This window comes from Maritimibacter sp. HL-12, from assembly GCF_900177545.1.
Classification (GTDB): domain Bacteria; phylum Pseudomonadota; class Alphaproteobacteria; order Rhodobacterales; family Rhodobacteraceae; genus Sinisalibacter.
On the sequence record NZ_FXBQ01000001.1, the window covers coordinates 1,755,610 to 1,779,886 of the forward strand.

At 64.1% G+C, this 24,277-nt stretch carries 20 protein-coding genes, 1 tRNA gene and 1 pseudogene; 11 read left to right on the forward strand and 11 right to left on the reverse strand.

Features of this window, described 5'->3' with window-relative positions:
• Window positions 1–10: 10 nt before the first annotated feature.
• Complete coding sequence (bhcA, locus tag B9Y97_RS08720) at window positions 11–1,207, reverse strand: L-aspartate--glyoxylate aminotransferase BhcA (protein ID WP_085526368.1); 1,197 nt, start codon at window positions 1,205–1,207, stop codon at window positions 11–13.
• Window positions 1,208–1,370: 163 nt separating this feature from the next.
• On the opposite strand from bhcA, the gene bhcR reads away from it, so the two are divergent.
• Window positions 1,371–2,222 carry an HTH-type transcriptional regulator BhcR gene (gene bhcR, locus B9Y97_RS08725; RefSeq protein ID WP_254900883.1) on the forward strand — a complete coding sequence of 284 codons (852 nt, stop codon included), beginning with the start codon at window positions 1,371–1,373 and terminating at the stop codon, window positions 2,220–2,222.
• 11 nt (window positions 2,223–2,233) lie between these two features.
• Here the strand turns inward: bhcR and B9Y97_RS18345 are convergent.
• From B9Y97_RS18345 to B9Y97_RS08740, 5 genes and pseudogenes are all read right to left on the reverse strand, one after another.
• Window positions 2,234–2,441 (reverse strand): annotated as a pseudogene (locus B9Y97_RS18345) (transposase); the annotation flags it as partial.
• Between the two features lie 541 nt (window positions 2,442–2,982).
• Entirely contained in the window at window positions 2,983–11,472 is an 8,490-nt protein-coding gene (locus B9Y97_RS08730; RefSeq protein ID WP_085526369.1) for a glycoside hydrolase family 94 protein, read from the reverse strand.
• An 82-nt stretch (window positions 11,473–11,554) separates the two neighbouring features.
• Entirely contained in the window at window positions 11,555–11,686 is a 132-nt protein-coding gene (locus B9Y97_RS18350) for a hypothetical protein (protein WP_254900884.1), read from the reverse strand.
• Between the two features lie 346 nt (window positions 11,687–12,032).
• A complete protein-coding gene (locus B9Y97_RS08735; RefSeq protein WP_085526370.1) occupies window positions 12,033–12,377 on the reverse strand; it encodes a hypothetical protein in 345 nt (114 codons plus the stop codon).
• A complete protein-coding gene (locus B9Y97_RS08740) occupies window positions 12,374–12,688 on the reverse strand; it encodes a hypothetical protein (protein WP_176224330.1) in 315 nt (104 codons plus the stop codon). Before B9Y97_RS08740 ends, B9Y97_RS08735 begins: the two co-directional genes overlap by 4 nt.
• A 285-nt stretch (window positions 12,689–12,973) precedes the next feature.
• Here B9Y97_RS08740 and B9Y97_RS08745 point away from each other — a divergent pair, with 285 nt between their 5' ends.
• The 7 genes from B9Y97_RS08745 to B9Y97_RS08770 all read left to right on the forward strand — a co-directional run bounded on the left by B9Y97_RS08745 (window position 12,974) and on the right by B9Y97_RS08770 (window position 17,478).
• Window positions 12,974–13,405: a hypothetical protein gene (locus tag B9Y97_RS08745; protein WP_085526371.1), complete on the forward strand. Its 432-nt coding sequence runs from the start codon at window positions 12,974–12,976 to the stop codon at window positions 13,403–13,405.
• Window positions 13,406–13,814: 409 nt separating this feature from the next.
• Complete coding sequence (locus B9Y97_RS08750) at window positions 13,815–15,662, forward strand: OmpA family protein (protein WP_085526372.1); 1,848 nt, start codon at window positions 13,815–13,817, stop codon at window positions 15,660–15,662.
• Between the two features lie 359 nt (window positions 15,663–16,021).
• Complete coding sequence (locus B9Y97_RS08755) at window positions 16,022–16,291, forward strand: glycine zipper domain-containing protein (RefSeq protein WP_085526373.1); 270 nt, start codon at window positions 16,022–16,024, stop codon at window positions 16,289–16,291.
• Window positions 16,292–16,297: 6 nt separating this feature from the next.
• Window positions 16,298–16,684, forward strand: coding sequence for a hypothetical protein (locus B9Y97_RS08760; RefSeq protein ID WP_085526374.1), 387 nt, complete (start codon window positions 16,298–16,300; stop codon window positions 16,682–16,684).
• A gap of 185 nt (window positions 16,685–16,869) precedes the next feature.
• The gene (locus tag B9Y97_RS08765) at window positions 16,870–17,043 is read left to right on the forward strand and encodes a CsbD family protein (protein WP_085526375.1); all 174 of its coding nucleotides are present in this window, start codon (window positions 16,870–16,872) and stop codon (window positions 17,041–17,043) included.
• A gap of 38 nt (window positions 17,044–17,081) precedes the next feature.
• The gene (locus B9Y97_RS18115) at window positions 17,082–17,240 is read left to right on the forward strand and encodes a hypothetical protein (RefSeq protein ID WP_176224331.1); all 159 of its coding nucleotides are present in this window, start codon (window positions 17,082–17,084) and stop codon (window positions 17,238–17,240) included.
• Between the two features lie 85 nt (window positions 17,241–17,325).
• Window positions 17,326–17,478 carry a DUF3309 family protein gene (locus B9Y97_RS08770; protein WP_369596658.1) on the forward strand — a complete coding sequence of 51 codons (153 nt, stop codon included), beginning with the start codon at window positions 17,326–17,328 and terminating at the stop codon, window positions 17,476–17,478.
• A 21-nt stretch (window positions 17,479–17,499) separates the two neighbouring features.
• Here B9Y97_RS08770 and B9Y97_RS08775 read toward each other — a convergent pair whose 3' ends face one another.
• The gene (locus B9Y97_RS08775; RefSeq protein WP_085526377.1) at window positions 17,500–17,733 is read right to left on the reverse strand and encodes a hypothetical protein; all 234 of its coding nucleotides are present in this window, start codon (window positions 17,731–17,733) and stop codon (window positions 17,500–17,502) included.
• A 155-nt stretch (window positions 17,734–17,888) separates the two neighbouring features.
• Between B9Y97_RS08775 and B9Y97_RS08780 the strand changes: the two genes are divergently transcribed.
• Window positions 17,889–18,632, forward strand: coding sequence for a Crp/Fnr family transcriptional regulator (locus B9Y97_RS08780; RefSeq protein WP_254900885.1), 744 nt, complete (start codon window positions 17,889–17,891; stop codon window positions 18,630–18,632).
• Window positions 18,633–18,948: 316 nt separating this feature from the next.
• Here the strand turns inward: B9Y97_RS08780 and B9Y97_RS08785 are convergent, their stop codons facing one another.
• The 3 genes from B9Y97_RS08785 to B9Y97_RS08795 form a co-directional block, all read right to left on the reverse strand.
• The gene (locus B9Y97_RS08785; protein ID WP_085526378.1) at window positions 18,949–19,593 is read right to left on the reverse strand and encodes a YiaD family glycine zipper/OmpA-like lipoprotein; all 645 of its coding nucleotides are present in this window, start codon (window positions 19,591–19,593) and stop codon (window positions 18,949–18,951) included.
• A gap of 421 nt (window positions 19,594–20,014) precedes the next feature.
• On the reverse strand, window positions 20,015–20,215 hold the full coding sequence (locus B9Y97_RS08790) for a hypothetical protein (RefSeq protein WP_085526379.1): 201 nt from the start codon (window positions 20,213–20,215) through the stop codon (window positions 20,015–20,017).
• Window positions 20,216–20,552: 337 nt separating this feature from the next.
• Window positions 20,553–20,639 (reverse strand) — tRNA-Leu (locus tag B9Y97_RS08795).
• A gap of 139 nt (window positions 20,640–20,778) precedes the next feature.
• On the opposite strand from B9Y97_RS08795, the gene B9Y97_RS08800 reads away from it, so the two are divergent.
• Window positions 20,779–21,759 (forward strand): complex I NDUFA9 subunit family protein, encoded by a 981-nt coding sequence (locus tag B9Y97_RS08800; RefSeq protein ID WP_085526380.1) that lies wholly within the window; start codon window positions 20,779–20,781, stop codon window positions 21,757–21,759.
• Window positions 21,760–21,761: 2 nt separating this feature from the next.
• On the opposite strand, the gene B9Y97_RS08805 is transcribed toward B9Y97_RS08800, so the two are convergent.
• On the reverse strand, window positions 21,762–22,565 hold the full coding sequence (locus B9Y97_RS08805; RefSeq protein WP_085526381.1) for an undecaprenyl-diphosphate phosphatase: 804 nt from the start codon (window positions 22,563–22,565) through the stop codon (window positions 21,762–21,764).
• Between the two features lie 214 nt (window positions 22,566–22,779).
• Here B9Y97_RS08805 and B9Y97_RS08810 point away from each other — a divergent pair, with 214 nt between their 5' ends.
• Complete coding sequence (locus B9Y97_RS08810) at window positions 22,780–24,216, forward strand: NAD(P)-dependent oxidoreductase (RefSeq protein ID WP_085526382.1); 1,437 nt, start codon at window positions 22,780–22,782, stop codon at window positions 24,214–24,216.
• Window positions 24,217–24,277: the final 61 nt, after the last annotated feature.

The window sequence follows — 24,277 nt, forward strand, 5'->3', positions numbered from 1 at the left end:
TGATTTCTCCTCAAGCGGCCGCCCTGGCGGAACCATGGCCCTTGACGGCGCTACGGTAGACCCCCTGCGCCGCTGCCACGCCGGAGCCGAGCGCGATGTCGACCCCGAGATCGGCCAGAACCATCTCGGCGGTTGCGATGCCGGCCAGCGCCTGTGTTTCGCTAAGCTGACCGAGATGCCCGATCCGGAACACCTTGCCCGCGACCGCCCCGAGCCCGGCACCAAAGGAGGTGCCATACCGCGTCTCGGCATGGGCCACGAAGGCGTTGCCGTCGATGCCGTCCGGCAAGACGATGGCGGTGACCGTGTCGGACCGGGCGTCGGGGGCTATCGCGCAGAACCGCAGGCCCCAAGCCCCCACCGCCACGCGTACACCGTCGGCGATATGGGCATGGCGCGCGAACACCGCGTCGAGCCCTTCGGCCTCGAGCATCTCGATCGAGGCCTTCAGCCCGTTCAGCAGCCCGACGACGGGAGTATAGGGATAGCCCGAGGCCGGGTTCATCGCCAGCATGTCGCGGAAATCGAAGTAGAAGCGCGGCAACGTTGCCCGCTCCATCGCGGCAACAGCCTTCCGGCTCACCGCCACGATGGCCAGACCCGCGGGCAGCATGAAGCCCTTCTGGCTTCCGGTGATCGCTACGTCGATCCCCCATTCGTCCATCCGGAAATCCATCGAGGCGATGGAGCTGACCCCGTCGACGAAAAGAAGCGCCGGGTGGTCGGCCGCGTTCATCGCCGCGCGCAGCCCCGCGATATCCGAGCGCACCCCGGTGGCGGTCTCGTTATGCGTGGCCAGCACCGCCCTGATCTCGTGGCCCGTGTCGGCCGCAAGGATCTCGGCAAAGGTCGCGACCGGCAGGGCAGCCCCCCAGGGCGCTTCGACGACCTGCACCTCGAGCCCGTGGCGGCGGCACATGTCGATCCATTTGGCGCTGAACATGCCGAAGTTCGCGGCGAGCACCTTGTCGCCGGGGCTGAGCGTGTTTGAAATCGCCGCTTCCCAGCCTCCGGTGCCGGTTCCGGGGAAGACGATCGCCTCGCCCGCCTCGGTTTTTAGCACACGTTTCACCCCGGCAAGCGCGGGTTGCAGAATCTGCGGAAAGACCGACGACCGATGGTCGATCGTCGGCATGTCGCATGCCTTGCGCAGCGCCTCGGGAATGTTGGTCGGCCCCGGGATGAAGACAGGGTTCTGCAGGCTCATGGCCGTCTCCTCTTTAGGTAGCGATGAGACTAGCCCGGGCCGAGCGTGGAGGAAATTTTTTTGAAAAGGATTTTTGAAAAGGGAGATTTCAGAAATTCGTTTACTTGTCAGGCATTTGCGTTTTTCATTGGATGAAATAGTTTTCTAAGATAGGAGAGATCCGGTGAGTGACGCCAGCACGACGAACGCCCCGCGCCGCGCGCGCGGCCGCCCGCGCGGGTGGAATGACAAGACCGGGCAGAACACGATCAAATCGCTCGACCGGGCCATGGAAGTGTTTGACCATCTCAGCACGACACCGGGGCAGACCCTGTCGGAACTCGCCGCCGACCTTCGCCAGTCCCCCGCCACCGTCTACCGCATCCTGATCACCCTTGAACGTCGCCGCCTCGTGGAGTTCGAGCGCGCCGAGCAACTCTGGCACATCGGCCCGCATGCCTTCGTTATAGGCTCGCGGTTCCTGCGCCGCACCAGCCTCGTGGAACGGGCCCGCCCGATCCTGCGCCGGCTGATGGAAGACACCGGCGAAACCGCCAACCTCGGCATCGTGCAGGGCGGCTCTGTGCTCTTCGTGAGCCAGGTCGAAACCCATGCGAATATCCGCGCCTTCTTTCCGCCCGGCTCTCTGTCCCCGCTGCATTCATCCGGGATCGGCAAGGCGCTGCTGGCCGACATGTCCGAGGAGCGGCTGAACCGCATGATCAGCCATGGCCCGCTCGAAACCTTCACCCCCAACACCCTGGCCACGAAGAGCGCACTCGTGGCGGATCTCGCCATGACCCGGCAGCGCGGCTACGCCATCGACAACGAGGAAAAGAACCTCGGCATGCGCTGCATCGCATCGAGCGTGTTCGACATGCACGAGGAAGCGGTGGCGGGGATCTCCATTTCCGGCCCGTCGATCCGGATGGAGCCGGACCAGATCGCGCGATTGAGCCGCTTTGTCGTCGATGCCGCCGCTGATTTGACCGCCGCGCTGGGCGGAACGCCGAGGCAAGAGCCGCCCTCGGCTTGACCGAGCTGTTTCGAGTCCTGCAGCGGCGTGCCGAACACCATCTTCATCGCAAGGCAGGCCGTGATGGCGGTATCGCGAAAAGTCTGCTGGAAGCCAGATCTGCCCGTCGGCGCGGCATCGCGGGTCGAACCAGATTGTCACCGAGCTCCGGCACCTGAGCGCTCTTGCACAGCTATGTTCGGGATGAGTGGTGCCAGGAAAGGACTTGCACACGCACATCTAACAAATAGAATTTACGAACACATTCAACGTTTGATTTTGCGATATTCCCCGGGCACATACCCCCGGACCACCACGGATTCGGAGGTTCGAGTGCAGACCGAGGACCGTATTCTGGAAAGGAATTACAGGTGCTTGGCATCCGAAAACCTTTCTTCATTCCGCAGCTCGTTGTAGGGTCCGAGTGCTTGGGCTTTTGTCAACCCTGGGGCATCGCGATGCTCTTCAGTCATGGAGAACATCGTGAAGAGGATACTTTCAAAGCTTCAACGCAACGCGGGTCGGCAGGCATTAAGCGCAACGTCGGTTTTCTGGATTGCGCGGCTAGGAACGTGCCAGTGCAAACATGGGCTCCTAAGAGCTTTCTCGCCCGATGTTGGCCGCGTCCGTCTGATTGCTCTCCGTCGCACTGCCGGACGATGCAGCACCGGCTACACCCAGAAACCGCCATCGAATCGGGCGCCAACACCGACACAAGATGTCGGATTTGTGTTGGGCTAGAACGTGGTAGGCGGTGGCAAGGGGACTGGGGGAAGACATCTCAATGGTTCGGCGTGGCGCCGATCCAGAGCACATGGCGCCCCGCTTCGAGGCGTATCCTGACCTGGCCTTGCCGGTATTCGACGTCTGCACCATCCAGCGTGGCACTGCTGCACGGGCCTTCGACCCTGATGTCAAGCCGCGCCGCGCCGAGCGTAACGCTCGCTCGGAACCCCGGCCAGACTGTCGGCAAGCGGGGGCGCACGACCAGAAAATCGCCCTCGCGGCGCAGACCGAGAATGCCCTCGATGCCCGCGCGATACATCCAGGCGGCCGAGCCGGTATACCAGGTCCAGCCGCCGCGTCCGACATGCGGCGCGACCGAGTAGACATCGGCCGCCACAACATAGGGCTCGACCTTGTATTGCGCGACCTCGCTGGGGGTGCGGGCATGGTTGATCGGGTTCAAGAGCGCGAACAGCTCCGCCGCGCGGTCACCCTCGCCCATTTCGGCGAAGGCAAGAATCGCCCACATTGCGGCATGGGAGTATTGCCCGCCGTTTTCGCGCAGCCCAGGCGGGTAACCCTTGATGTAGCCAGGGTCCTCGGGCGCATGGTCGAACGGCGGCGCGAACAGCAGTACCAGCCTATCGTCGCGGCGGATGAGCTCGCGGTCGAGCGCGGCCATGGCAAGGGCTGCGCGGGCGGGGTCAGCGGCGCCCGAGAGCACCGCCCAGGACTGGGCGATCGAGTCGATCTGGCACTCGGCCGCCTCCACCGATCCAAGCCAACTGCCATCGTCGTAGCTTGCGCGCCGGTACCAGGCGCCGTCCCAGGCGTGGCGTTCCATCGCGCTGCGCAGCTTGGCAGCGTGGTCCTGCCAGCGCTGCGCGCGTTCGGGGTCTCGCTCCGCCGCAAGCGGCGCGAACAGCGAGAGAGTGCGAAACAGCAGCCATCCAAGCCAGACGCTTTCGCCGCGCCCTGCTTCGCCCACACGGTTCATGCCGTCGTTCCAGTCGCCCGTGCCCATAAGCGGGAGGCCCCGTGGCCCGGTCAGCTCCAGGCACTGGTCGAGCCCGCGCGCGCAATGCTCAAACAGCGAGGCCGAGACATCTGCGGGCATCGGCTGGAAAAAGGCGTCATGTGCGCCGGGCTCCAGTGCCGGACCTTCAATGAACGGCACCGGTTCGTCGAGCACCGCGCCGTCGCCGGTCGCGCCGACATAGGTCGCAGCCGCGAAGGCGAGCCAGACACGGTCGTCGGAGATGCGACTGCGTACACCCTGGCCGGAATGCGGAAGCCACCAATGCTGCACGTCGCCCTCGACGAACTGCCGTGATGCCGCGCGCAGGATCTGTGCCCGGGTCTCCTGCGGCAGGGCGAGGCTCAACGCCATTCCATCCTGCAATTGGTCGCGGAACCCGTAGGCGCCGCTGGCCTGGTAGAAGGCCGCACGGGCCCGAATGCGGCAGGCCACCGTCTGGTAGAGCAGCCAGCCGTTGAGCATGATGTCCATAGCGCGGTCAGGTGTCGTGACCTGGACCGCCCCCAGAATGCCCGCCCAGTGGTCACCTACCTGGCGCAGGACCGCGTCGAGATCGGCGGCACGGTAGCGCTCGATCAGGCCACGTACCGCATCTGCCGAGTCGCCTTGGCCGAGCAGGAAAACCACCTCGACACTTTGCCCGGGGGCGAGCTCCACTTCGCGCGAAAGTGCAGCGCAAGGGTCGTAGCCGGCGCCGGTCGCCCCTGAGAGGGGCTGGCCAGAGCGGAGGGCGGCGGGCGCATGAAGCCCACCGCCCTGACCCAGGAACGCGGTACCATCGCCCGTTGAACTGGTCTGCTTGCCCCCGAGGTCGGCAAAGGCGATCCGGCCCGGAAACGCCGTGCTCCACGGGTTGCGTGCCAGAAGGGCCCCGGTAGCGGCGTCGATTTCGGTGATTACGTGCTGCGCGGAGGCTGATCGCGACGAGCCCAGTACCCAGCCTGCATAGGCGGTGACCGACAGTCGTCGGCGCCTGGCCGAACGATTGATCAGCGTCAGGCGGGAGATCTTCACCGGATCGTCGAGCGGCACATACTGCAGGAGATCCAGCGCGATCCCGTGCGCTTCGTGCTCAAATCGGCAGAAGCCGAATCCGTGGCGGGCGACATATCTGCCGCCGTCGCGGATCGGCTGGGCGGTGGGCGACCAGAGTTGGCCGGTCTCGCTGTCGCGCACGAAAAAGGCTTCGCCGGGCGGGTCAATGACCGGGTCGTTCGACCACGCCGTCAACTGGTTTTCGCGGCTGTTCTCAGACCAGGTGTAACCGCTGCCCGTCGCCGAGGCCTGGAACCCGAAGCCGGCATTGGCTACCACATTGATCCACGGGGTCGGCGTCGTCGCCTCACCGTCGAGCACGATGACGTAGTCCCGCCCGTCCCGGTCGAAGCCGCCGAGCCCATTGAAGAATTCAAGGTCCGGCAGCGGCGCTGACGACGGCTCCGCTTGCGTGCCGTCCTCTGGCGCTATTGCCGGTGGCGCCGGGGCCACCGGCAATAGCGCCAGCTGTTCGGCAAGGCAGCCACGCCGTGCGGCGAGCACTACCCGCGCAGAGGCGGCAACCAGATCGCGCGCTTCGGGGCTCATCAGATCTGCACGCAGGGCAAAGACGGCGCCCTGGGCCGGGGTCACGCCGAAACGCGGACGCGATTGGCTGCGCCGTACAGCCGCCTCGATCGCGGTCTGAAGATCCTGAATGTAGGACGAAGGGTGCTCATTGATGATGACGAGATCGACCGCGAGACCCTTCATCCGCCAGTACTCGTGGGCTCGCAGAAGCTGAAGGACCTGCGCCATGTCCATGGTGCTATCAATACGCAAGAGCACGATTGGCAGGTCGCCAGAGATTGCGAGGGACCACAGCCCCGCCTGCGGCCCGATGCCGCGCGCGAGCGTCGCTCGCGACGGGCGCCATCGCGGGTCGATGTAAAGGATCGGAGCCGCCAGGCGCTGGAAATCCGCCGCCTCCTGCGCACCGACGCCCAGGTGGCGCAGCTGGACCTCGCCCTGTGTCCAGGCCAGCGTGCGGGCGCGCACGAAGGCGGCTCGGTCGCAGTGCTGGTCGACCAGGTCGATCAGCGCCTCGCGCGAAGCGGCCACGACAGTCCAGAAGGCAACGCGCGCGGTCTCGCCAGGCTTGATTCTGAGCCGCTGACGTAGCGCGAAGACCGGGTCAAGAACAGTGCCCGTCGTATTTGAGAGGACCATGTTGTCCATCCCGGCGGGCGATGCAGCGGTCCTGCCACGCCCGATGAACCGGGCCCTGTCGGTCTCGTATTCCGGCGCGCCGATAGCATCGCCCTCGACCACGGCGAAATGCGCGGCCCAGATCGGCGGCTCGTCCGGCGAGCGTGGCCGGCGGGTGGCGATCAGCGCGCTGTATTCGGGCAGGAATTCGGTCTGCACGAAGAGCTTGGCGAAGGCCGGATGGGCCAGGTCAGTCGCTGGCGTGGTCAGCGCCAGTTCACTGTAGGAGGTCACCTCGATTTCTCGCTCATGCCGGCCGCTATTGGACAGCGACAGGCGGCGCACCTCGCCGTCATCCTCGCCCGAGACCAGCACGTCGAGCACCGTCGACAGCGACCCGTCGCGGCGGATGAACTCGGCCCGGTCCTCGAAGAACTGCACCTCGGCGTGTTTGGCCTGGCCCGCCATCGGATGCGGCGTGGCCGACCAGACCGCACCGGTCGCGGTGTCTTTGATATAGACGAACGTCCCGCTGTCGTCGCGGGTGGCGTCCTCGCGCCAGCGGGTCACAGCGATTTCGCCCCAACGGCTGTAGCCGCCACCGGACGCGGAAAGCATGACTGCGTAGCGCCCGTTCGACATCAGCTGCGTCACGGGTGCACAAGGCAGTGGCCCCACGTACCGGCGCATCAGCGGCAAGCCCGGATCGGGCTCCGCCGCCGCCAGCTTGACCTCTTCGGCACGCGGATGCGCCACCGCGACATCTCGCGGCATCCGCTCGTGAAGGAGCAATTCCACTGCCCGGATCATCGGCTCGCGGTGAAATCTCGCGCGCATCCGTCCGTCCTGCAGCACGTTAGCAATGGCGGCGATGGTCATCCCCTGGTGATGCGCCATGAAATTGCGCACGATCGCCACGCGCTTGCCCTCGGGCACGCGCGCCTTGGTGAAGTCGAGCGCCTCGTAGAACCCGTAGCGCCCGACCCCTCCCAGATCCGAAAGTCGGGCAAAGTTCTTGCAGGCGCCCGGCGCGTCGAGCATCGCGGCCAGCCCAGTGGCGTAGGGCGCGACCACCAGATTGCTGGCCAGACCCCGTTTCAGCCCGAGGCCGGGCACGCCGAAGTTTGAGTATTGGTAGGTGAACTCAAGGTCACGGGCGTTGAAGGCCGATTCCGAGATCCCCCAAGGCACGCCTCTCTCGCGGCCATATGCCTGCTGGCGCGCCACCACCAGCCGGTCGGTCTGCGCCAGCAGGCTGCCCTCGGGTTCGCGCACCACCAGCACCGGCATCAGGTATTCGAACATCGACCCCGACCACGAGATCAGCGCCAAGCCCGAGCCCATCGGCGTGGCCGAGCGACCGAGGCGGAACCAGTGGCGGGTGGGTAGATCGCCCTTGGCAATGGCGATCAGGCTCGCGAGTCGCGCCTCCGAGGCCAGCAGGTCGTAGCAATTGCCGTCGAGCCGGTTGTCGGCGGCCGAATAACCAATCGACAACAGCTTGCGCTCGGCATCGAGCAGGAAAGCGAAGTCCATCGCCATCGCCATCCCGCGCGCCACCGCAGCCAGAGCCGTGTAGCGCGCCGCCAGCTTCGTCACATTACCGGAATCGAGCGCCAGATCACGCGCGTGGCCGTCGATACCGGCGCGCAGCGCACCGATCCAGAACATCAGGTCGGGCACATCGGCGGTGCTCCCGCCCGCAGGCAAGAGGCTCTCGGCGTCGCTCGCGGCCTTTTTCGCAAGCCGTGCCAGCACCGGCAAGAGCCCCGCCAGTGGCTGAGCGCCCTCAATTTTCTCGCCGATCTCGGCCAAAATGGCCGCCGCCGCGCTTTTCGACCCGTTCGGCAGCGCTGCGACCGCCGCCTGCCCGAGCCGCAGCGTGTCATGCAACCCGGTCCGGGCGTCTTCCGCGACGGGACCAGCGGCGAAGTCCTCGCAGGCATTGGCCAGCACGATCAGGTGGCCCGCAAGGTTACCGCTGTCGACCGAGGAGACATAAGCCGGGTCGAGGACCCGCAGGTCACGGGTGTCGTACCAATTATAGAAATGCCCCCGCTGTTTTGGCATGCGTTTCATGGTGCCCAGCGTCGCCTCCAGTCGCTCGACGGTGGCGCTGGCGTCGGCCCAGCCGAAATCGCGCGCGGCGACGGTCGAAAGCAGATAGAGGCCGAGGTTGGTCGGCGAGGTACGGTGCGCCACTACCGGCTGGGGGTCTTCCTGGAAGTTGTCCGGCGGCAGCATGTTCTCGCTGGCGTTGGCGAACGTCTCGAAATAGCGCCAGGTGCGCCGGGCGATCAGCCGCAGCGCGCTGGCCTCATCCGGGCTCAAAGCCGTGCGCGCGGCCGGTCTCGGCGCGCGACTGACAAGCAGCGCCAGCGCCGGCGCGCCCAGCCAGAGCGCCGCGAAGGGCAGCGCCAGCGGCCAGCTAGTGGGCGTCAGCGCCACGGCTCCGGCGGCGATACCCGACCCAAGCGCCATGCCCGCCGCCATGCCCCGGGTATAGCCGGACAGTCCGGGTCGCGGCGCGCCGGAAGTCTGCGCGGCGGTGGTCCATTCGAGCATGTGACGATGGGTGACCAGGAGCCGGGTCAGCGCGCGCGCAATCGCGTCGAGCATCCGCCAGCTCTGGTCGGCGAGCAGCGCCACGTCAAGCCCGCTCCGCAGCGCCACCAGCCGCAGATCGGCCGCCAGCGCGCCGAGGTGGCGACCAAGCCGGATGCCGGAGCGGCGCGGCACAATGGAAAGCATCGCAGGCAGGAAGGCCGGGATCGCCATTGCTGCCAGCACAAGCAACGTGGCCACCGACGCTGCCGGCTGGGGCAGCTGCCAGCCGGCGAAAAGCATGGCCAGCATGAATGGCCCCTGCACACTGCGCCGGAGATTGTCGAGCATCTTGCCGCGCCCGATTTCGGGCAGGCCGCCACGGCGACCCAGAATCCAGGGCAGGAGTTGCCAGTCGCCCCGCGCCCAGCGGTGCTGACGCTTGACGGCAACGTCGTAGCGGGCGGGAAATTCCTCGACCAGTTCCACGTCCGTGACCAGGCCTGCACGGGCGAAAACGCCCTCGAACAGGTCGTGGCTCAGGAGCGCATTCTCCGGCACCCGGCCCGCCAGCGCTGCCTCGAAGGCATCGACATCGTAAATGCCCTTGCCGGTATAGGAGCCTTCGCCGAACAAGTCCTGGTAGACATCCGAGACCGCCGCCGCATAGGGGTCCATCCCGCCCGGCCCGGAGACGATGCGCTGGTAGAGCGAACCCTCGTGCCCCACCGGCAGTGACGGCGTTACGCGTGGCTGCAGGATCGCATAGCCCTCGACCACCCGGCCCTGGGCAGCATCGAAGACGGGTCGGTTCAGGGGATGCGCCATCTTGCCGATCAATCTGGCGGCGGCATCGCGCGGCATCCGCGTGTCGGCGTCTAGGGTTATGACGTAGCGCACCCCCTCGGGCACCCAGGGCGGCGCGCCGCCGGGACCTGCGAAACTGGTGTCACGGGCACCACGCAGCAGGCGGTTCAGCTCATGCAGTTTGCCGCGCTTGCGCTCCCACCCCATCCACACGCCCTCGCCCGCATTGAAGCGCCGCTGCCGGTGGAGCAACAGAAAACGCGGCCCGGCCGGCGCCGGCGAGAGGCGCAGGTTCAGCGCCGCGATCTCAGCCTCAGCCAGCGCCAGCAGATCCGCGTCGGTCGGCAGGGTTGCCTCTGCGGCGTCCAGACCATCGGTCAGCAGGGCGAAGGTCAAATCGCCGCCACCACCGTTAGAGAGGAAGTGCACCTCGAGCCGCTCGATCTGCTCGCGCAGGTCATGCTCGCTGGTCAGCAGCGTCGGTACGGCCACCAGCGTGCGCAGCGACGTGGGTACACCGGATTTCAATTCGAGCCCAGGCAGCAGGGTCGCCCCCAGTGCGCCGGTGACGACGCGATCGACCAGCGCCTTTGCCACCTCGGTGGCTGGCAGAATCGCGGCGATAGCCCAGAGCGCCAACCAGACCCACGGCGCTGCCAACCCCAGCGCCCAGATCGACAGGGCGAGCAGAAGCGCACCGACCGCGAGGATCATGCCGATATAGCCCGGCATCCCGATCCGTCTAATCAGCCGCCCGAACCACACGCGCGGAGCGGCGCGATAACCGATATGGCGTTCGAGGGCCGGCCGTCCGCCCGCGACAAGGTGCCAGCCCGGGTCGGTAGTCGCCCCGGCGGCTTGCGCGGCGCAATCGTCGGCCACCTCCCGGTCGGCGCGACAGGCCGCCAGCGCGTGGTCGGCGATATCAAGCTCGGTCCACTCCGAGCCGCGCGCCAAATCCTCGATCGCGCTGCGATAGAGATTGCGGCTGGGAAAATCCATAGCGGCAAAACCGTCATGCTCTCCGAGGCGCGCGTCCACCAGGCTCACGCTCTCGAAGAATTCCGCCCAGTCAGTGTCCGAGATCCGCCGCATGCTGGTGATGACATTGCGCACGCTGACGTTCGACGCGCCTTGGCGTTCCTGCACGTGTCGGATCGCTTCATCGACACTGCTGCTTTGGCCGCGCAACCGCTCCTCCAGCCAGTCGAGCGCCGGCATCGTCCGCGGATCTTCACCGCGCAGACGCTTGGCGAGCTGGCCGGCGAACCCCTCGTCGAGCGGCCCCCTGTGCCGGCTGGCGATGTCTGCCGCCAGAGCGGCCTGTGCGCCACGTGGCGCCAGCAGAGCATCGGCCACCGCGTCTGCCTCAGCACGTGTCGCAAGCCCGGCGGTTATCTGGTCTGCCAGCCTGCGCAAATTTTCCACCAGCACGATTCGAAGGGTGATCGCGACGGCCCAGATCTCGCCGATCGTCAGCGGTTGCACGCGCTGATAGGCAACGACAAAGCGGCGCAGGGTTTCGGGGTCAAAATGGCTGTCGGTATGTGCGACGAAGGCCCAGGCCAGCCCTAGCACCCGGGGATAGCCGCGAAATGGTCCATCGGCCAGCTTCGGCAGCTGGCGGTAATAGCCCGCCGGCAGGTCGTCGCGGATCTCGCGGATCTGTGCCTCTACAAGGTGGTAGTTGTCGAGAAGCCATTCGGCGGCCGGCACCACTGCCCGGCCTCCTTCACCCTCGCGCGCGCTCGCTCGATAGGCGGCCAGCAGCACCGCCGCATTGGAGGCGAGCCTCGCGTTGAGTGGAACGACGCGTATCGGCCCGTCCGCAATGTTCTGGGCGCGCGCGAGACTCTCGGCGTGCCTCTCCAGCCGCTCGATGCCGAAAAGCTCGGCCCGGGCCGGCGCCACGTCATTCCAAGGCGAGGCGCGCGCAGTCCCGCGTTTGCCCAATCGGGGCAATTCGTTCATTGCGACGAACCAAGACGTGCGGCACTGTCTCGCCCCTGTATCGCCGGATCGACGTCGTGTGCGGTTGGTTCCACCCGCGTTCTCAGATCTTTTTTCGAGGCGCTTCCTTTGTCGGTGTCAGGCCCTTTTCGAAGGTTGTCGGCGCGACCGGGGCCACCTTCTTCTGTTTGGGTTTCTTTGTTTCTTTGTTGCTGCGCTTTTGTCCTTTGGCCACGATTAGTGCTCCTTTTGACCGTCCTGCGGACGGATGCGGGGAATTGGTGTGACGCAGAGCAAACACGCCTGTCGCCCCCAATTCCGGTTGCCTTTTTGCTTGGATGTCGCCTGAGACCCGTTGAGGTAGTGCCGCGAGCTGCTCGGTCTTGGTCTGTCGATGGCTCGGTGAATCTCCAGTCAAATGGACCTGGGCCGATCATATTCTGGTCCGGCAAGGTCTGGTTGCCGACGCCAATCCGGACCCGGCGATTGCACCGATCATTTCCCGCAAACGCCCTTTGGACACGAGGGTATGCCATGGCCAGTCCGCCCTGAGTGAATTGGAGTGCGGCATTCCTGTTTGCTCAGAATTTGAGTTCCGCGAGGCACGCTTCCGCTATGTCCCGGTCAGGGGAATCCGTTCCGGGCACCGTCGCCCAGCCGGCCTTCATCAGGGCATCGCGCCTCTGGTAGGTCGAGGCGTCTCGAATCGTTGCCAGCTTGTCTACACGTGCCGGGTCGGACCGTGCCATGCCGACGCAGACCGGCACCATGGACGCGACGACGTTACTACGGGACAACGCCTTCGCCCTGTCACTCGCGGTTCCGCCAGTTACCCAGCCGCCCCATGTGAAACCGACCACCCCAACCAAGACCGCGCCGATCAGCGCGCCATAGATGCCGGGTTTGAGCCATTCGGGAGTGGTCATTTCATGTCCTCCGGCGGAGAGAGCGCCGCCTCACTGCTATTGTTGTTTTGGATCATGACCGTATCCCGGCTCAGCGCCCCGTTCAGGTCGCTCTCGGTTAACTCCCACCTCTCGGTACGACCCGTTTGGCCACCCCGGACGTGCACGGTCAGGTATGTCGCGGTGCGTCTCCATGCCTCGAAGCTGAGTCCTTGAAGGATCTCTTCCTCGACAACGATCTCGTAGTCGCCGGCCGGCAGCTCACCCGGATATCCGGAAAGCGTGAACGGGTTCGAAAACTTCACCGTCTTGGTCGACGACCGCATGTTCATCCCTGCTCTCCGCGATTCTGGCAGATCCGTCCGTCATCACTGTTCGCGGCTCCTCTGAAACTGGGCCGGCACAGTCGAACGCTCATCAACCTTTTACAGCAGGATCATTCGACCGGCGCTGACGCATGTTAGTCCGGGCCATCGGACGGCGGCCTGAGCCACCAGGCCGATTGCTGACACGTGGATAACAATCGCCAACACTGACCTGTGTAAGGGCGCCGGAACCGACCTGCGCGTAACCTGTGTCAAACAGGGCGATATGCGCTCTCGTAATCAAGGGACGGAATGACAATGACCGAACCAAATGTTCTCAACCCGCACCCACCCGAGTTCGAGCGATTTCTCTACGCACCCGTCGGCGAGGATCGGAACGGATATGTCGTGACGGTTCTCTCCACGCTCGCGCGGCTCGGCCTCGACCCCTGGACCGAAACTGCCGAACTTGTAACTCTGGGGCGCGAGGCCGCGGGCGCTAAGCTTGGACTTCTGCTTTCGAGGTTCAGGGACGTTCCCTCACTCGAGAGCAATCACGGACGTGTTGCTCGGGGCCTGAGCAAACTCCTCCCGGAAGACCCGCCGAAAGGCACCCTGCAGCGGGATGCCTCCCCGGCCTCCGGCGGACCTTTAGGCGCAAGCGGGGCACTCTGGACAATACTCGCGATCATTTTTGTGCTGTTTCAAATGCTGCTGGTTGGCGGGGTGGGATCCGGCGAATGACAGTTTCCTCGAGACCACTGTCGTGTGGTGGGTTAATTGAGTCCCAGTCCTGGCAAATTCCGGCGACCTGAGAGAAGCCGGTGCTGAGCGCCGGTCAAATCGTTCCTCGCGCGCGAGCCGGCTTTCCGTGATCGGCTCCAACCTCTGACTCCCGGCACGGACAGGTCGAACTGCGCCATTTGCCTGGCTAACTTGCGTCAGTGCGACTGACGTCCGACTTCGGCTATATGAGACCTAAGGGCGTCGTTTCCGGGCATTCGGATCGGGAGACGCGGCAATCCGTTGGGCGCATTCGCTCTGTCTCCGTAATCAGCGAACCGGCCGATCTCGACCAGAGGCCGGGCAAATTCCATCCGGTTGGCGGCACAGGGTCCAGGGCGACATGGCATAATCGAGAATAGGTAACGAAATGACCTCCAGATCACTCAGAACAACCACCGCAATTTTTGCTGCGTTGTCTCTCTTGCAGCCCCTTCCGGCGCAGACGCAATCCAGCGCAGACGTCCGCTCTTTCGAAGAGATCTGCGCTGAGGCCATGATTGCGGACGCACTTGCCTGCGAACTCCATATCAAGGAACTCCAGATTGCGGCCGAGGCCGAAGCACAGGCGGCGGTTGACGCTGCTGAACAGGCTGCTGCCGAAGCCGAAGCCGCCGCGCAAGCTGCGACCGAGGCCGAGCCGGACACGCAAGCCGATGCCGCCGCCGAGGCGGACGAGCTGGATCGCGTTGCTGCCGAAGCAGAAGCGCAGGCCGCCGAAGCCGCCAGCGCCGCCGGACGGCTTGCTGCCGAGGCCGAAGCTGCTGCACAAGCTGCAGCTGACGCGGAAGCGCAAGCTGCGGGCGAGGCCACTGAAGAGGCCGAGGGTATTGAATTTGAAAAAGCCGAAACTGAGGCCGACGCTGAGGCTGAACCCGCCGCAGATGCACAAGCCGAGGCTGACGCACAAGTTCAGGCAGAAGCTGATGCGGCTGCGCAGGCCGAGGCGGATGCTGAAGCCGATGCCCTGGCCGAAACAGAATCCGCCGCGCAAGCTGAGGCTGGCACAGACCAGGATGACGAGCCTGTCCCGGAAGCCATCACCGAAGCACTGGAAGCGAATGAACCTGTTGCCGAAGATTGTCTAGCAGAGGACATAGATGCCGACGGCTCTATACTCTGTGTTGATGAGTTGACCGGCGAAGGTATCGCAGCAATCGCAGACGAGGATGGTACCGAGGCCGACACGGAGGTCGAGGTGACGACCGAGACCGTAACCGAAAGCACCCACCGCTCGAGCAGCGAGGAATTCAGTGAAACGACATCTGACGCCGAGGGCGGAACATCAACGGCAGCTGCCGGCGGATCGGCAATGGAGCAACGCGACACTGGGATGAGCGACCTCGAAAAGGCCGGCTTGTTCGTGCTCGGCGCGGTGGTTGTCGGCGCGATCCTGTCCAATGGCCAGCGGGTGGAAGCCAATACCGGCGACAGGGTGATCGTGCTCAATGACGACGGCTCCCACCGGGTTCTGAAGGATGATGATGCGCTTCTGCGCCAGCCCGGCTCGGAAGTGCGCACCGAACGCTTCAACGATGGCTCGACCCGAACCACAGTCACCCGAGACGATGGCACCCAGATCATCACGATACGGGATTCCACCGGGCGCGCGCTCCGCCGCGTGCGGATCGAACCGGACGGGCGCGAATACCTGCTTATCGACGACACCCGCACCTTCGATCCGGTAATCGTGCGTGACCTTCCGAGGCCGATCTATGATGACTTCGATTACCGCGCAGCGACTGATCGTGAAGCGCTGCGCCAGGCACTTCTGGCCGCCGACCAGCGTGGCATTGGCCGCAGTTTCAGCCTGCGACAGGTGCGGGACTATGTTGAGGTGCGCGAACTGGCGCCCGAGATCAACTTCGGTGCGGTCACCTTCGCTACGAATTCCGCCGCACTTCAACCATCGCAGGCGGAACAGCTGCGGGAGATGGGTCTTTTGATGCGCGATCTGATCGCCGACGATCCGACCGAGCTATTCCTCATCGAGGGCCATACCGACGCGATTGGAGACGCAGGATACAATCTTCTCCTGTCGGATCGGCGGTCTGAGTCCGTGGCGCTTGCCTTGAGCGAGTATTTCCAGGTCCCGACGGAGAACATGGTCGTTCAGGGGTACGGGGAACGCTTCCTCAGGGTCCCCAGCCAAAGCGCCGAACGTCTGAACCGGCGCGTTGCCGTGCGCCGCATCACGCCTCTGTTGCAGCAAAACTGAGCCCGACCGGTTCGGGGCCGTCGCCACATCGCGCGCCTCACCCCGTCGCGGTGCACCTGTAGACTGATCCATGTTGTGGCGACCATTCGGCAAATGGTTAGTCTCGAACAGCGAGACGGCCACTTGCCGATCACCGAACAGGGGAACCAATGAACCGCATAATATACATCGTCGGACTTGTCGTGATCGTCCTGTTTATTCTGGGATTTCTCGGGTTGCGCTGAGTGCCGCGTGCACTTTGAGCGGTTCCCGCACCCGGCAACAGTGACGACGACTTGAGCCGATCTGGACGGACTGGCTTGCGCTGAAGTGAGCCCCGGCACGATCCGTTGCGATCAACCCATTCCTGGAGTGATATAATGAACGCCACTTTGAAAACGAATGCGAAATCCTCAGACGACGATCTCAGCCAGCAGATCGAGGATCTGCGTGAAGATCTGCTGAAGCTTGCCGCAACGGTTAGAAACGAGATGTCCGATGGTATCGAAGAGGCCGGGCGGCAGATCAGCAAAACCGGACGGGAAGCACAGACAACGGCCACCAACGCGGTGATCGGCCATCCCCTGACTGCAGTCGGGATTGCCGCTGGCATTGGCCTCCTGCTCGGCCTTCTCGCGCGGAAAGGCTGAACGATCATGGCGCTGCCGCTGTTCGCGCCGCTTCGCGATCTGCTCGCTGCACATACCGGCGCTGCGGCGGGGCGGGCTGCGGCAACAGCCGCCACGGTATTTCTCGTGGTGGTGGCCGTGGCCTTTCTTGTTGCGGCGGGGCTTGTTGCGCTCACAGCCAAGACCGGATTCACCGTAGCGGCGCTTGTGTTCGCCGCAGTTTTCGCGGTGCTCGCGATTGCTGTGTACTTTGTTGGACGGGTGCTTTCAGCGCGTCGGGCGGCGAAGATCCTGGCGGCGCGAAATCGTGCCGCGGCCGACATCGCCCTGACGACCGCTCTCGCCCGGTCAGCCCGACCGCTAGCTCCGCTGGCTGCTTTCGTCGCGGCGTTCGTGCTGGCGCGGCGGCTGTGACTGATAACGGATACGACAGGTTCACCGACCCGCGACTGCTCTATCTGAAGGGCCGACGGTCCTGCTGATGCAGGTTAGCGCCGCGCGGGTCGCGACCGGCGAAGATGGGATTCACAATCTCCGCCAGGTTGCCCGATTCGATGGCCTGCGAGCGGCGGCACGGCTCCAACAAGGGATCTCGAACCATGGACAAAGACCGCATCAAGGGAACCGTCAAAAAGGCCGAAGGCGCAATAAAGGAAGCACTGGGAAAGGCGTCGGGCGACGAGTCGCTCGAGGTCGAAGGCAAGATCGAAAAGGCCGAAGGCTCGATCCAGAAGGCATTCGGCAAGGCAAAGGACTCTCTGCGCAAGAGCTGATGCCGCGGATTCTCGAAACCCGTTGAAAGGATTTCGCAATGGAAAAGAACAAGAAGAAGGTCGCGACCGCAAAGCCGAAGGCTTCCAAACGGATGAGCGAATACAAGTCCCGTGAGGTTGATGGCAAGTCAAACCAGACCGACCTGGCGTTTCAAAAAGCATTCGGCAAAGGAAAGGCTGTTCCCCACAAGGGCTGATCCCGATGCCGAACGGCCCCGCCGCGATGTCCCTCGCGTTGCGGGGCCGATCGTTCTGAGAGTTCCGGATAAGGAAAGCGCCATGCTGGGAACCATTCTTGTCGTCATGCTCCTTCTGATGCTTGTCGGTGCGCTTCCGACATGGGGCCACAGCCGATCCTGGGGCTATGGCCCAAGCGGTGGGCTCGGGTTCATTGTGCTGATCGTGATCGTGCTGGTGCTTATGGGGCGTTTCTGAGTGCCGACCCGCCCGGCGCGGTCAGCGCCGACGCACCGAGTTGCCGCCAGCAAGGATGCCATTGATCAGTGCGGCCACAGCCACGTTCAACGCATCCTGACCGCTCGCCGGAGCAAATTCATGCGCCGCCGCCGCATCCTTGAGAACGCCGACGATCTCTTTCTCCGGAAGAATCTTGTGATCGTTTAGCGCAAGCAGCAGCGACTCACATATGGCAAGAGCGGCTGTTCCTGCAATGTCGTTGGGCAAGGTCATGGTCGGCGTCGCTTTCAGGTTCGGGGCATTGGGTCCGGCATCGATTGGCCGGAATGTTGGTCGAGTATAGGCGCTATGTGCTATGCAGGACTGACGCAAAGCAGCCTGAGGCACTTCTTTTTCGCAATCCGTTTCAATGTAGCTGCCGACCCTGAATGGAAGCGCAAATGCTGAACCTGCAAAGCCCTTTGTCACGAAAGCTCACAGCCTTCGTCGCCTTGTCGGACGCCGATCTTGCAACGCTGGCGCGTTTTGACCGACGCCGGAAGACCTTTCATTCCGGGCACGAAATGATCCATGAGGGCGAGGTGAATGCCTCCGCCTACATCCTTTCCACGGGCTGGGCCTGCTCCTACAAGATACTGCCCGATGGCGATCGGCAGATCGTGGACTTTCAGATCCCGGGCGATTTTCTGGGATTGCGGAGCATCCTGTTCCGCACCGCCGATCACACCGTCGAAGCCATAACCCGTATCGAGGCGTCCGAAGTGCTTGAACCTGACCTGCTCGATGCCTTCGCGAACGCGCCGCGGCTTGCGACGGCCGTTCTCTGGGCGGCGTCGCGGGACGAGGCGATGGTGGTGGAACATCTGGTCAACCTGGGCCGACGCTCAGCGGAAGAGCGCATGGCGCATTTGCTGCTCGAGCTCGGGGCACGGCTGCACCTGGTGGGGCTGGGCGACGAGGCCGGATTCGACTGCCCGCTGACGCAATACCACCTTGCCGATGCGCTGGGCCTGAGCGCGGTGCATGTGAACCGCGTCTTGCGCCGCCTGCGCGAAGACGGGCTCGTCACATTTCAGAAGGGGCGCGTGATTGTCGACGCGCCCGCCCGTCTCCGAGACCTCGCGGGGTTCGATACGGCCTATCTGGACCAGACGGGGCCACTTCTGCGCTGAACCTCGTCTTCGGGTATGCCTGCCAGAGCGGCGTCGTCATGCGACGTGGGAGCGATCGAATTGACGAAGCCTCCCTGCCGGGCCGGAACTACTCCCGGTTGCCGAGCAGGGAAGCCTCGCCGGCACCTCGAAAACGGTACTGACAGCTCAAAAAACCCGCTGTCTCGCAGACTATATCGGCACAGGTTGGGGCCGGGACTGATGCAGGTTGGTGTCGGAGGCAATAGATTGAGTGCGGTTCCCGTCGTCGAAACACGAATGGGACGGGCGCTGGGTTGTACCCGTCCCGTCCCATTTTTTTGCCTCACGCCTGCAATCAACCCGTTGGCGTGATCACGATCTCGACCCTTCGGTTTTCGGCGCGCCCCGCAGCACTCGTGTTGGGCGCGATCGGCTCGTAATAGCCGCGCCCCGTTACGGTAATCCGCGTCGATGGGGTTCCGGCGGCCACAAGCACCCGGGCGACCGCCATCGCGCGATCCTGGCTCAGTTGGGTGTTGTACGCGGCCGAACCGACGTTGTCGGTATGACCGATGACACGAACCGTGGATCTGGGGTGCCGTCGCAGGCTGTCTGATACCGCTCTCAGCGCCGGGTGAAACTCGGGATCGACGGTTGCCGATGCAGTGCGGAACGTCACCGCTTCTGGCAGCGTAACCAGGAGTTGCGACCCGGTGTTGGTGATATATGCACCTGTCCCGGCCAGCGACTGGCGCAATTCGCGCTCTTGCGAAGCCAGATTCGCGCCGATCGCCCCACCAACCGCTGCGCCGATGGCGCCACCGACGACGGTTGCCCCGGTGCTTCCGCCGATTGCTCGTCCGGCTACCGCCCCGGTCACACCACCGACTATTGCGCCGGTCGCGGGCTGGTTCGCAGTCCCGTCGTTGTATGTGCAGCCTGCAAGCCCGAGGGCGATCGTGGCAGCTACAACTGTAATAGTATTTCGGTGCTTGCCCATCTGCTTTGTCCTTTCACAGGAGTAACCCGCAAGGCATCTGCCAGGCGTTTTCTCCGAACGCGTTCGAGAATGGCACAATGGCCGAACAATGGTGCTGATCTGCGTTAGGCAAGTCCTGAACAAGTGAGTGCCCGTCGAAGGTTATTGGCCGGAGCCGCCGCGGGCTTACCGAAACGTGGGGCCCCCACGGCTACAACCATCACCGCCGCTATTCCAGCCTCCACGCGCTCACACCGTGGGAGTATCGCCAACGGTCCGGAGAGGACCGCCCATGAACAGGGCCAACCGATAAACGCTGCCTCTCGGGGGAGCAGGTAATCGGTGCTATCGAACTCTTGAACTGCGTGTCGATTGCCACGCTTGCTTGCCCATCGTGTCCGGGTTCATTTGGTGGTCGCGGGAAAATCGGGACAAGATGGTATCATCGCTTCTTGGCGATCTTGAATGGAGCTGTTTTCGCCTCCCTTTCAAGCCGAGCATTGCGAAGCTGGGCGCTCTTGACCTGCCTTTGCGCTGCTTCGTCGTTGATTATTTCTCTGACGATACGAGTTGTCTTGTCCATCGCCGTCTCCGGTTTGAGAGCCTGCGCCTTGAATACGGTTTCTTTTGTTAGCTTTGCCAATGGTCATTCTCCTGAGTGAATACATGTGTGAATGTCTGAACTAGGTATATTTCTGCCGCCACAGTCTCGCGCCGTTCGGCTTCACCAGAACGAACACCCCAATGGAATCGTAGAGCTTGTAGGACTTCTCTTTGGCCTAGGCTTTGTTGATTTCAATGTCTTTAGGCGCTGTTGGCGTATCATCCCCCAAGTCTGGCCGGTCGTTCCTGGATCGGCACCGCATTTTCATGGGTTGTTGGGAGAGATGTCATTTTCAGCTTTGGATGCTGAACCTACTGGAAAGCAGACGGAAAGTCCATGTTTTCTTGCAGTTATGAGCAGCTATGTTCGGGGGAAATGGTGCCCAGGAGAGGACTCGAACCTCCACGACCTTTCGATCACTGGTACCTGAAACCAGCGCGTCTACCAATTCCGCCACCTGGGCAGGTGTCGTGGAGCCGCGATGTAAGGCCAGCGGCGGGCGGTGTCAACGGGTTTCGCGGGCAAAATCGGTCGGTCATTGCGCCTTGTCGCGACCAGCTCGCGCAGCTATTGAGGGCTGCGGATGATCCGAGGAGATTGCTATGTCGAAACTGGTCACCATCTACGGCGGCTCGGGCTTTGTCGGACGCTATATCGCCCAGCGCATGGCGCGGGCCGGGTGGCGGGTGCGGGTGGCTGTGCGCCGCCCCAACGAGGCGCTTTTCGTGCGGACCTACGGGGTTGTCGGGCAGGTCGATCCGGTGCTGGCCAACATCCGCAACGAGGCTTCGGTCGCGCAGGCGATGCAGGGTGCGGATGCGGTGGTGAACTGCGTCGGCACTTTCGACAAGGGAGGCAAGAACAATTTCGGCGCGGTGCAGCACGAAGGCGCGGAACGGATCGCGCGGCTGGCGGCGGCCCAAGGCGTTGAGACGCTGGTTCACATCTCGGCCATCGGTGCCGACACGAACGGCGATTCACTTTATGCGCAATCCAAGGGCCGTGGCGAAGAGGCGATTCTGCGCCATTTCCCCAACGCCGTGATCCTGCGTCCTTCGGTGGTCTTCGGCGCCGAGGACCAGTTCTTCAACCGTTTCGCCGGGATGACCCGGCTGAGCCCGGTTCTCTCCGTTGTCGGTGCGGAAACGAAATTTCAGCCCGTGTTTGTCGATGATGTCGCGGCCGCCGCCGAGCGCGGGGCGACCGGCAAGGCCAAACCGGGGATCTACGAACTTGGCGGGCCGGAGGTGAAGAGCTTCCGCGAGTTGATGCAGATGATGCTGACGGTGATCCAGCGCCGCCGCCTGATCTTGAACCTGCCGTTCGGCCTTGCCCGCTTCATGGCCTGGTGGTTCGACCTCTGGCAATCGCTTTCCGGCGGGTTGATCAAGGCACCTTTGACGGTGGATCAGGTCAAAAACCTGCGGCATGACAACGTGGTTTCGGAGGGGGCCCGGGGCTTCGCCGATCTCGGGATCGAGCCGCGCGCGATGGCCACGGTTCTGCCCGGCTACCTCTGGCGCTTCCGCACCTCCGGCCAATACGCCGCGATCAAGGACTCGGTGAAGAACCTGAAGGCCTGAGATCAGCTGTAGGCGATTACCAGCAACACCACGCCGAGGATCACCCGGTAGATCACGTAAGGTGTGAAGCTCACCGTTTTCAGCAGCCGCATCATCAGGCTGAGTGCGATCAGCGCGGAGACGAAGGCAAAGCCGGCGGCGATGGCCCCGTCGCGCGCGGCCGCGATGTCGGCTGTTGCCACAACTTCGGCACCGAGCAGCGCCCCCGACGCGATGATCGTGGGGATCGACATCAGCATCGCAATCCGGGCACCGTCTTCCCGGGTGTAGCCCAGCGCCCGCGCGCCGGAGATCGTGATGCCCGAGCGCGAGGTGCCGGGGATGAGCGCGACGGCCTGCCACAGCCCCATCACCACGGCATCGCGCAACGACCAGTCGGCAGTCCGTTTCACCTGCGCGCCGCGCTGGTCGGTCCAGTAGAGCACGAGACCGAACAGGAGCATCGTCCAGCCGATCACCGCGGTGGAGCGCATCGAGTCGTCGAGGCCGCTGAGCTTGAGTGCCAGGCCGAACAGGATCACCGGCACCGTCGCCACCCCGAGCAGGAAGGCGAGCCGCGCCCCGGGCGTGTCGATCCGGCCGGCGAAGAGCCGCGGCAGCCCGCCGACGGCCTCGGCCACGTCGGACCGGAAATAGAGGATGACGGCGCCGAGCGTGCCAACGTGCACCGCCACGTCGATCACCTGACCCTGATCGGCAAGCCCGGTCAGATTCGGCAAGAGAATCAGGTGCCCGGATGACGAAACCGGCAGGAACTCGGTCAGGCCCTGGATGACCGCGACAAGAAGAAGGTGCCAGAGCGACATCGGTGCGTTCCCGTGAATTCAGATGCCCCAAGTTAACTGGCTGAAAATGAAAGGAAAGGGGAAATATAGGTCAGTAGTTATTCCATATAAATGGTGTGGATTGGCCTGCGACAGCCTGCCGCTGTCCAAATTTTGTGAAATTAGGTCATTAATTCTGCCTTTTCTTTTTCGGATTCCCTGCTAAACAGTCGCTCCGAGGAAGACGGAGGCAAACATGGCAAAGCAGCCGATGCTGAGATTCGTGGATATGGCGCGCGACATGCCCACCAAGCGGGCCGCGCAGGATCGCAGCCACGATTTCGATGAGATCTATGCGGAATATGCCGACGCCAAGGCCGCCGAGCAGGCGTCCCGGTGCAGCCAGTGCGGCGTGCCCTATTGCCAGACGCATTGTCCGCTGCACAACAACATCCCCGACTGGTTGCTGATGACGGCAACGGGTCGGCTGAAGGAAGCCTACGAGCTCAGCCAGTCGACCAATACCTTCCCCGAGATCTGCGGTCGCATCTGTCCGCAAGACCGGCTTTGCGAGGGCAATTGCGTGATCGAGCAGTCGGGCCACGGCACCGTCACGATTGGCGCGGTCGAGAAATACATCACCGACACCGCCTGGGAACGTGGCTGGGTCGAGGAGATCGTGCCGCGCGCGGAGCGTGGCGAGAGCGTGGGCATCATCGGCGCCGGGCCGGGCGGGCTTGCTGCCGCCGACGTGCTGCGCCGCGCCGGCGTTCAGGTGACGGTCTACGACCGGCACGACCGGGCGGGCGGGCTGCTCACCTACGGTATTCCCAGCTTCAAGCTCGAGAAAGACGTGGTGCTGCGCCGTGTCGGTCAGCTTGAACGCGCGGGCGTGAAATTCGTGCTCAACTGCAACGTCGGCGAAGACATCTCGTTCCAGGCGATCCGCGGCCAGCACGACGCGGTGCTCGTCGCCACCGGCGTCTACAAGTCGCGTGAACTGGGCGGCCCCGGCGCGGGCGCGTCCGGCATCGTGCGCGCGATCGACTACCTCACAGCCTCGAACCGGATCGGCTTCGGCGACGAGGTGAAGGAATTCGACGACGGCACGCTCAACGCCAAGGGCAAGAAGGTTGTCGTGATCGGCGGGGGCGATACCGCGATGGACTGCGTGCGGACCGCCATCCGCCAGGGTGCCACTTCGGTGAAATGCCTCTATCGGCGCGACCGCGCCAACATGCCCGGTTCGCAGCGCGAAGTTGCCAATGCCGAGGAAGAGGGGGTGAAGTTCGTCTGGCTTTCCAACCCCAAGGGTTTCTCCGGCGATCCGGTCACCGGCGTGGTGGTGCAGAAGATGCGCCTCGGCGAGCCCGACGTCACCGGCCGCCAGAGCCCCGAGCCGATCGAGGGGTCGGAATACACCGAAGATGCCGATCTGGTGATCAAGGCGCTCGGCTTCGAGCCGGAAGACCTGCCCACCCTCTGGGGAGAAGACGCGCTGCCGGTGACCCGCTGGGGCACGGTGATGGCCGAGTTCAACACCGGCGCCACCAGCCTGGCCGACGTCTACGCCGTGGGCGATATCGTGCGCGGTGCGTCGCTCGTGGTCTGGGCGATCAGGGACGGGCGCGATGCGGCCAGCGCGATTCTCAAGGCATTCGACGAACAAGGCGCGCAGGTGGCGGCGGAATAGGCTTCGCCCGATGCGCCGGATACTCGGCAGTCAGACAAGCGGGCTGGCCTCGCCGGCCCGG

Bases quoted from the DNA above. Each gene is read 5' to 3' on its own strand.
- B9Y97_RS08810 (WP_085526382.1), top strand. From the start codon at position 22,780: ATGGCAAAGCAGCCGATGCTGAGATTCGTGGATATGGCGCGCGACATG.
- B9Y97_RS08745 (WP_085526371.1), top strand. From the start codon at position 12,974: ATGACAATGACCGAACCAAATGTTCTCAACCCGCACCCACCCGAGTTC.
- B9Y97_RS08785 (WP_085526378.1), bottom strand. From the start codon at position 19,593: ATGGGCAAGCACCGAAATACTATTACAGTTGTAGCTGCCACGATCGCC.
- B9Y97_RS08780 (WP_254900885.1), top strand. From the start codon at position 17,889: ATGGAAGCGCAAATGCTGAACCTGCAAAGCCCTTTGTCACGAAAGCTC.
- B9Y97_RS08755 (WP_085526373.1), top strand. From the start codon at position 16,022: ATGAACGCCACTTTGAAAACGAATGCGAAATCCTCAGACGACGATCTC.
- B9Y97_RS08800 (WP_085526380.1), top strand. From the start codon at position 20,779: ATGTCGAAACTGGTCACCATCTACGGCGGCTCGGGCTTTGTCGGACGC.
- bhcA (WP_085526368.1), bottom strand. From the start codon at position 1,207: ATGAGCCTGCAGAACCCTGTCTTCATCCCGGGGCCGACCAACATTCCC.
- B9Y97_RS18115 (WP_176224331.1), top strand. From the start codon at position 17,082: ATGGAAAAGAACAAGAAGAAGGTCGCGACCGCAAAGCCGAAGGCTTCC.
- B9Y97_RS08760 (WP_085526374.1), top strand. From the start codon at position 16,298: ATGGCGCTGCCGCTGTTCGCGCCGCTTCGCGATCTGCTCGCTGCACAT.
- B9Y97_RS08735 (WP_085526370.1), bottom strand. From the start codon at position 12,377: ATGACCACTCCCGAATGGCTCAAACCCGGCATCTATGGCGCGCTGATC.
- B9Y97_RS08730 (WP_085526369.1), bottom strand. From the start codon at position 11,472: ATGAACGAATTGCCCCGATTGGGCAAACGCGGGACTGCGCGCGCCTCG.
- B9Y97_RS08805 (WP_085526381.1), bottom strand. From the start codon at position 22,565: ATGTCGCTCTGGCACCTTCTTCTTGTCGCGGTCATCCAGGGCCTGACC.
- B9Y97_RS08775 (WP_085526377.1), bottom strand. From the start codon at position 17,733: ATGACCTTGCCCAACGACATTGCAGGAACAGCCGCTCTTGCCATATGT.
- B9Y97_RS08740 (WP_176224330.1), bottom strand. From the start codon at position 12,688: ATGAACATGCGGTCGTCGACCAAGACGGTGAAGTTTTCGAACCCGTTC.
- B9Y97_RS08750 (WP_085526372.1), top strand. From the start codon at position 13,815: ATGACCTCCAGATCACTCAGAACAACCACCGCAATTTTTGCTGCGTTG.
- B9Y97_RS08765 (WP_085526375.1), top strand. From the start codon at position 16,870: ATGGACAAAGACCGCATCAAGGGAACCGTCAAAAAGGCCGAAGGCGCA.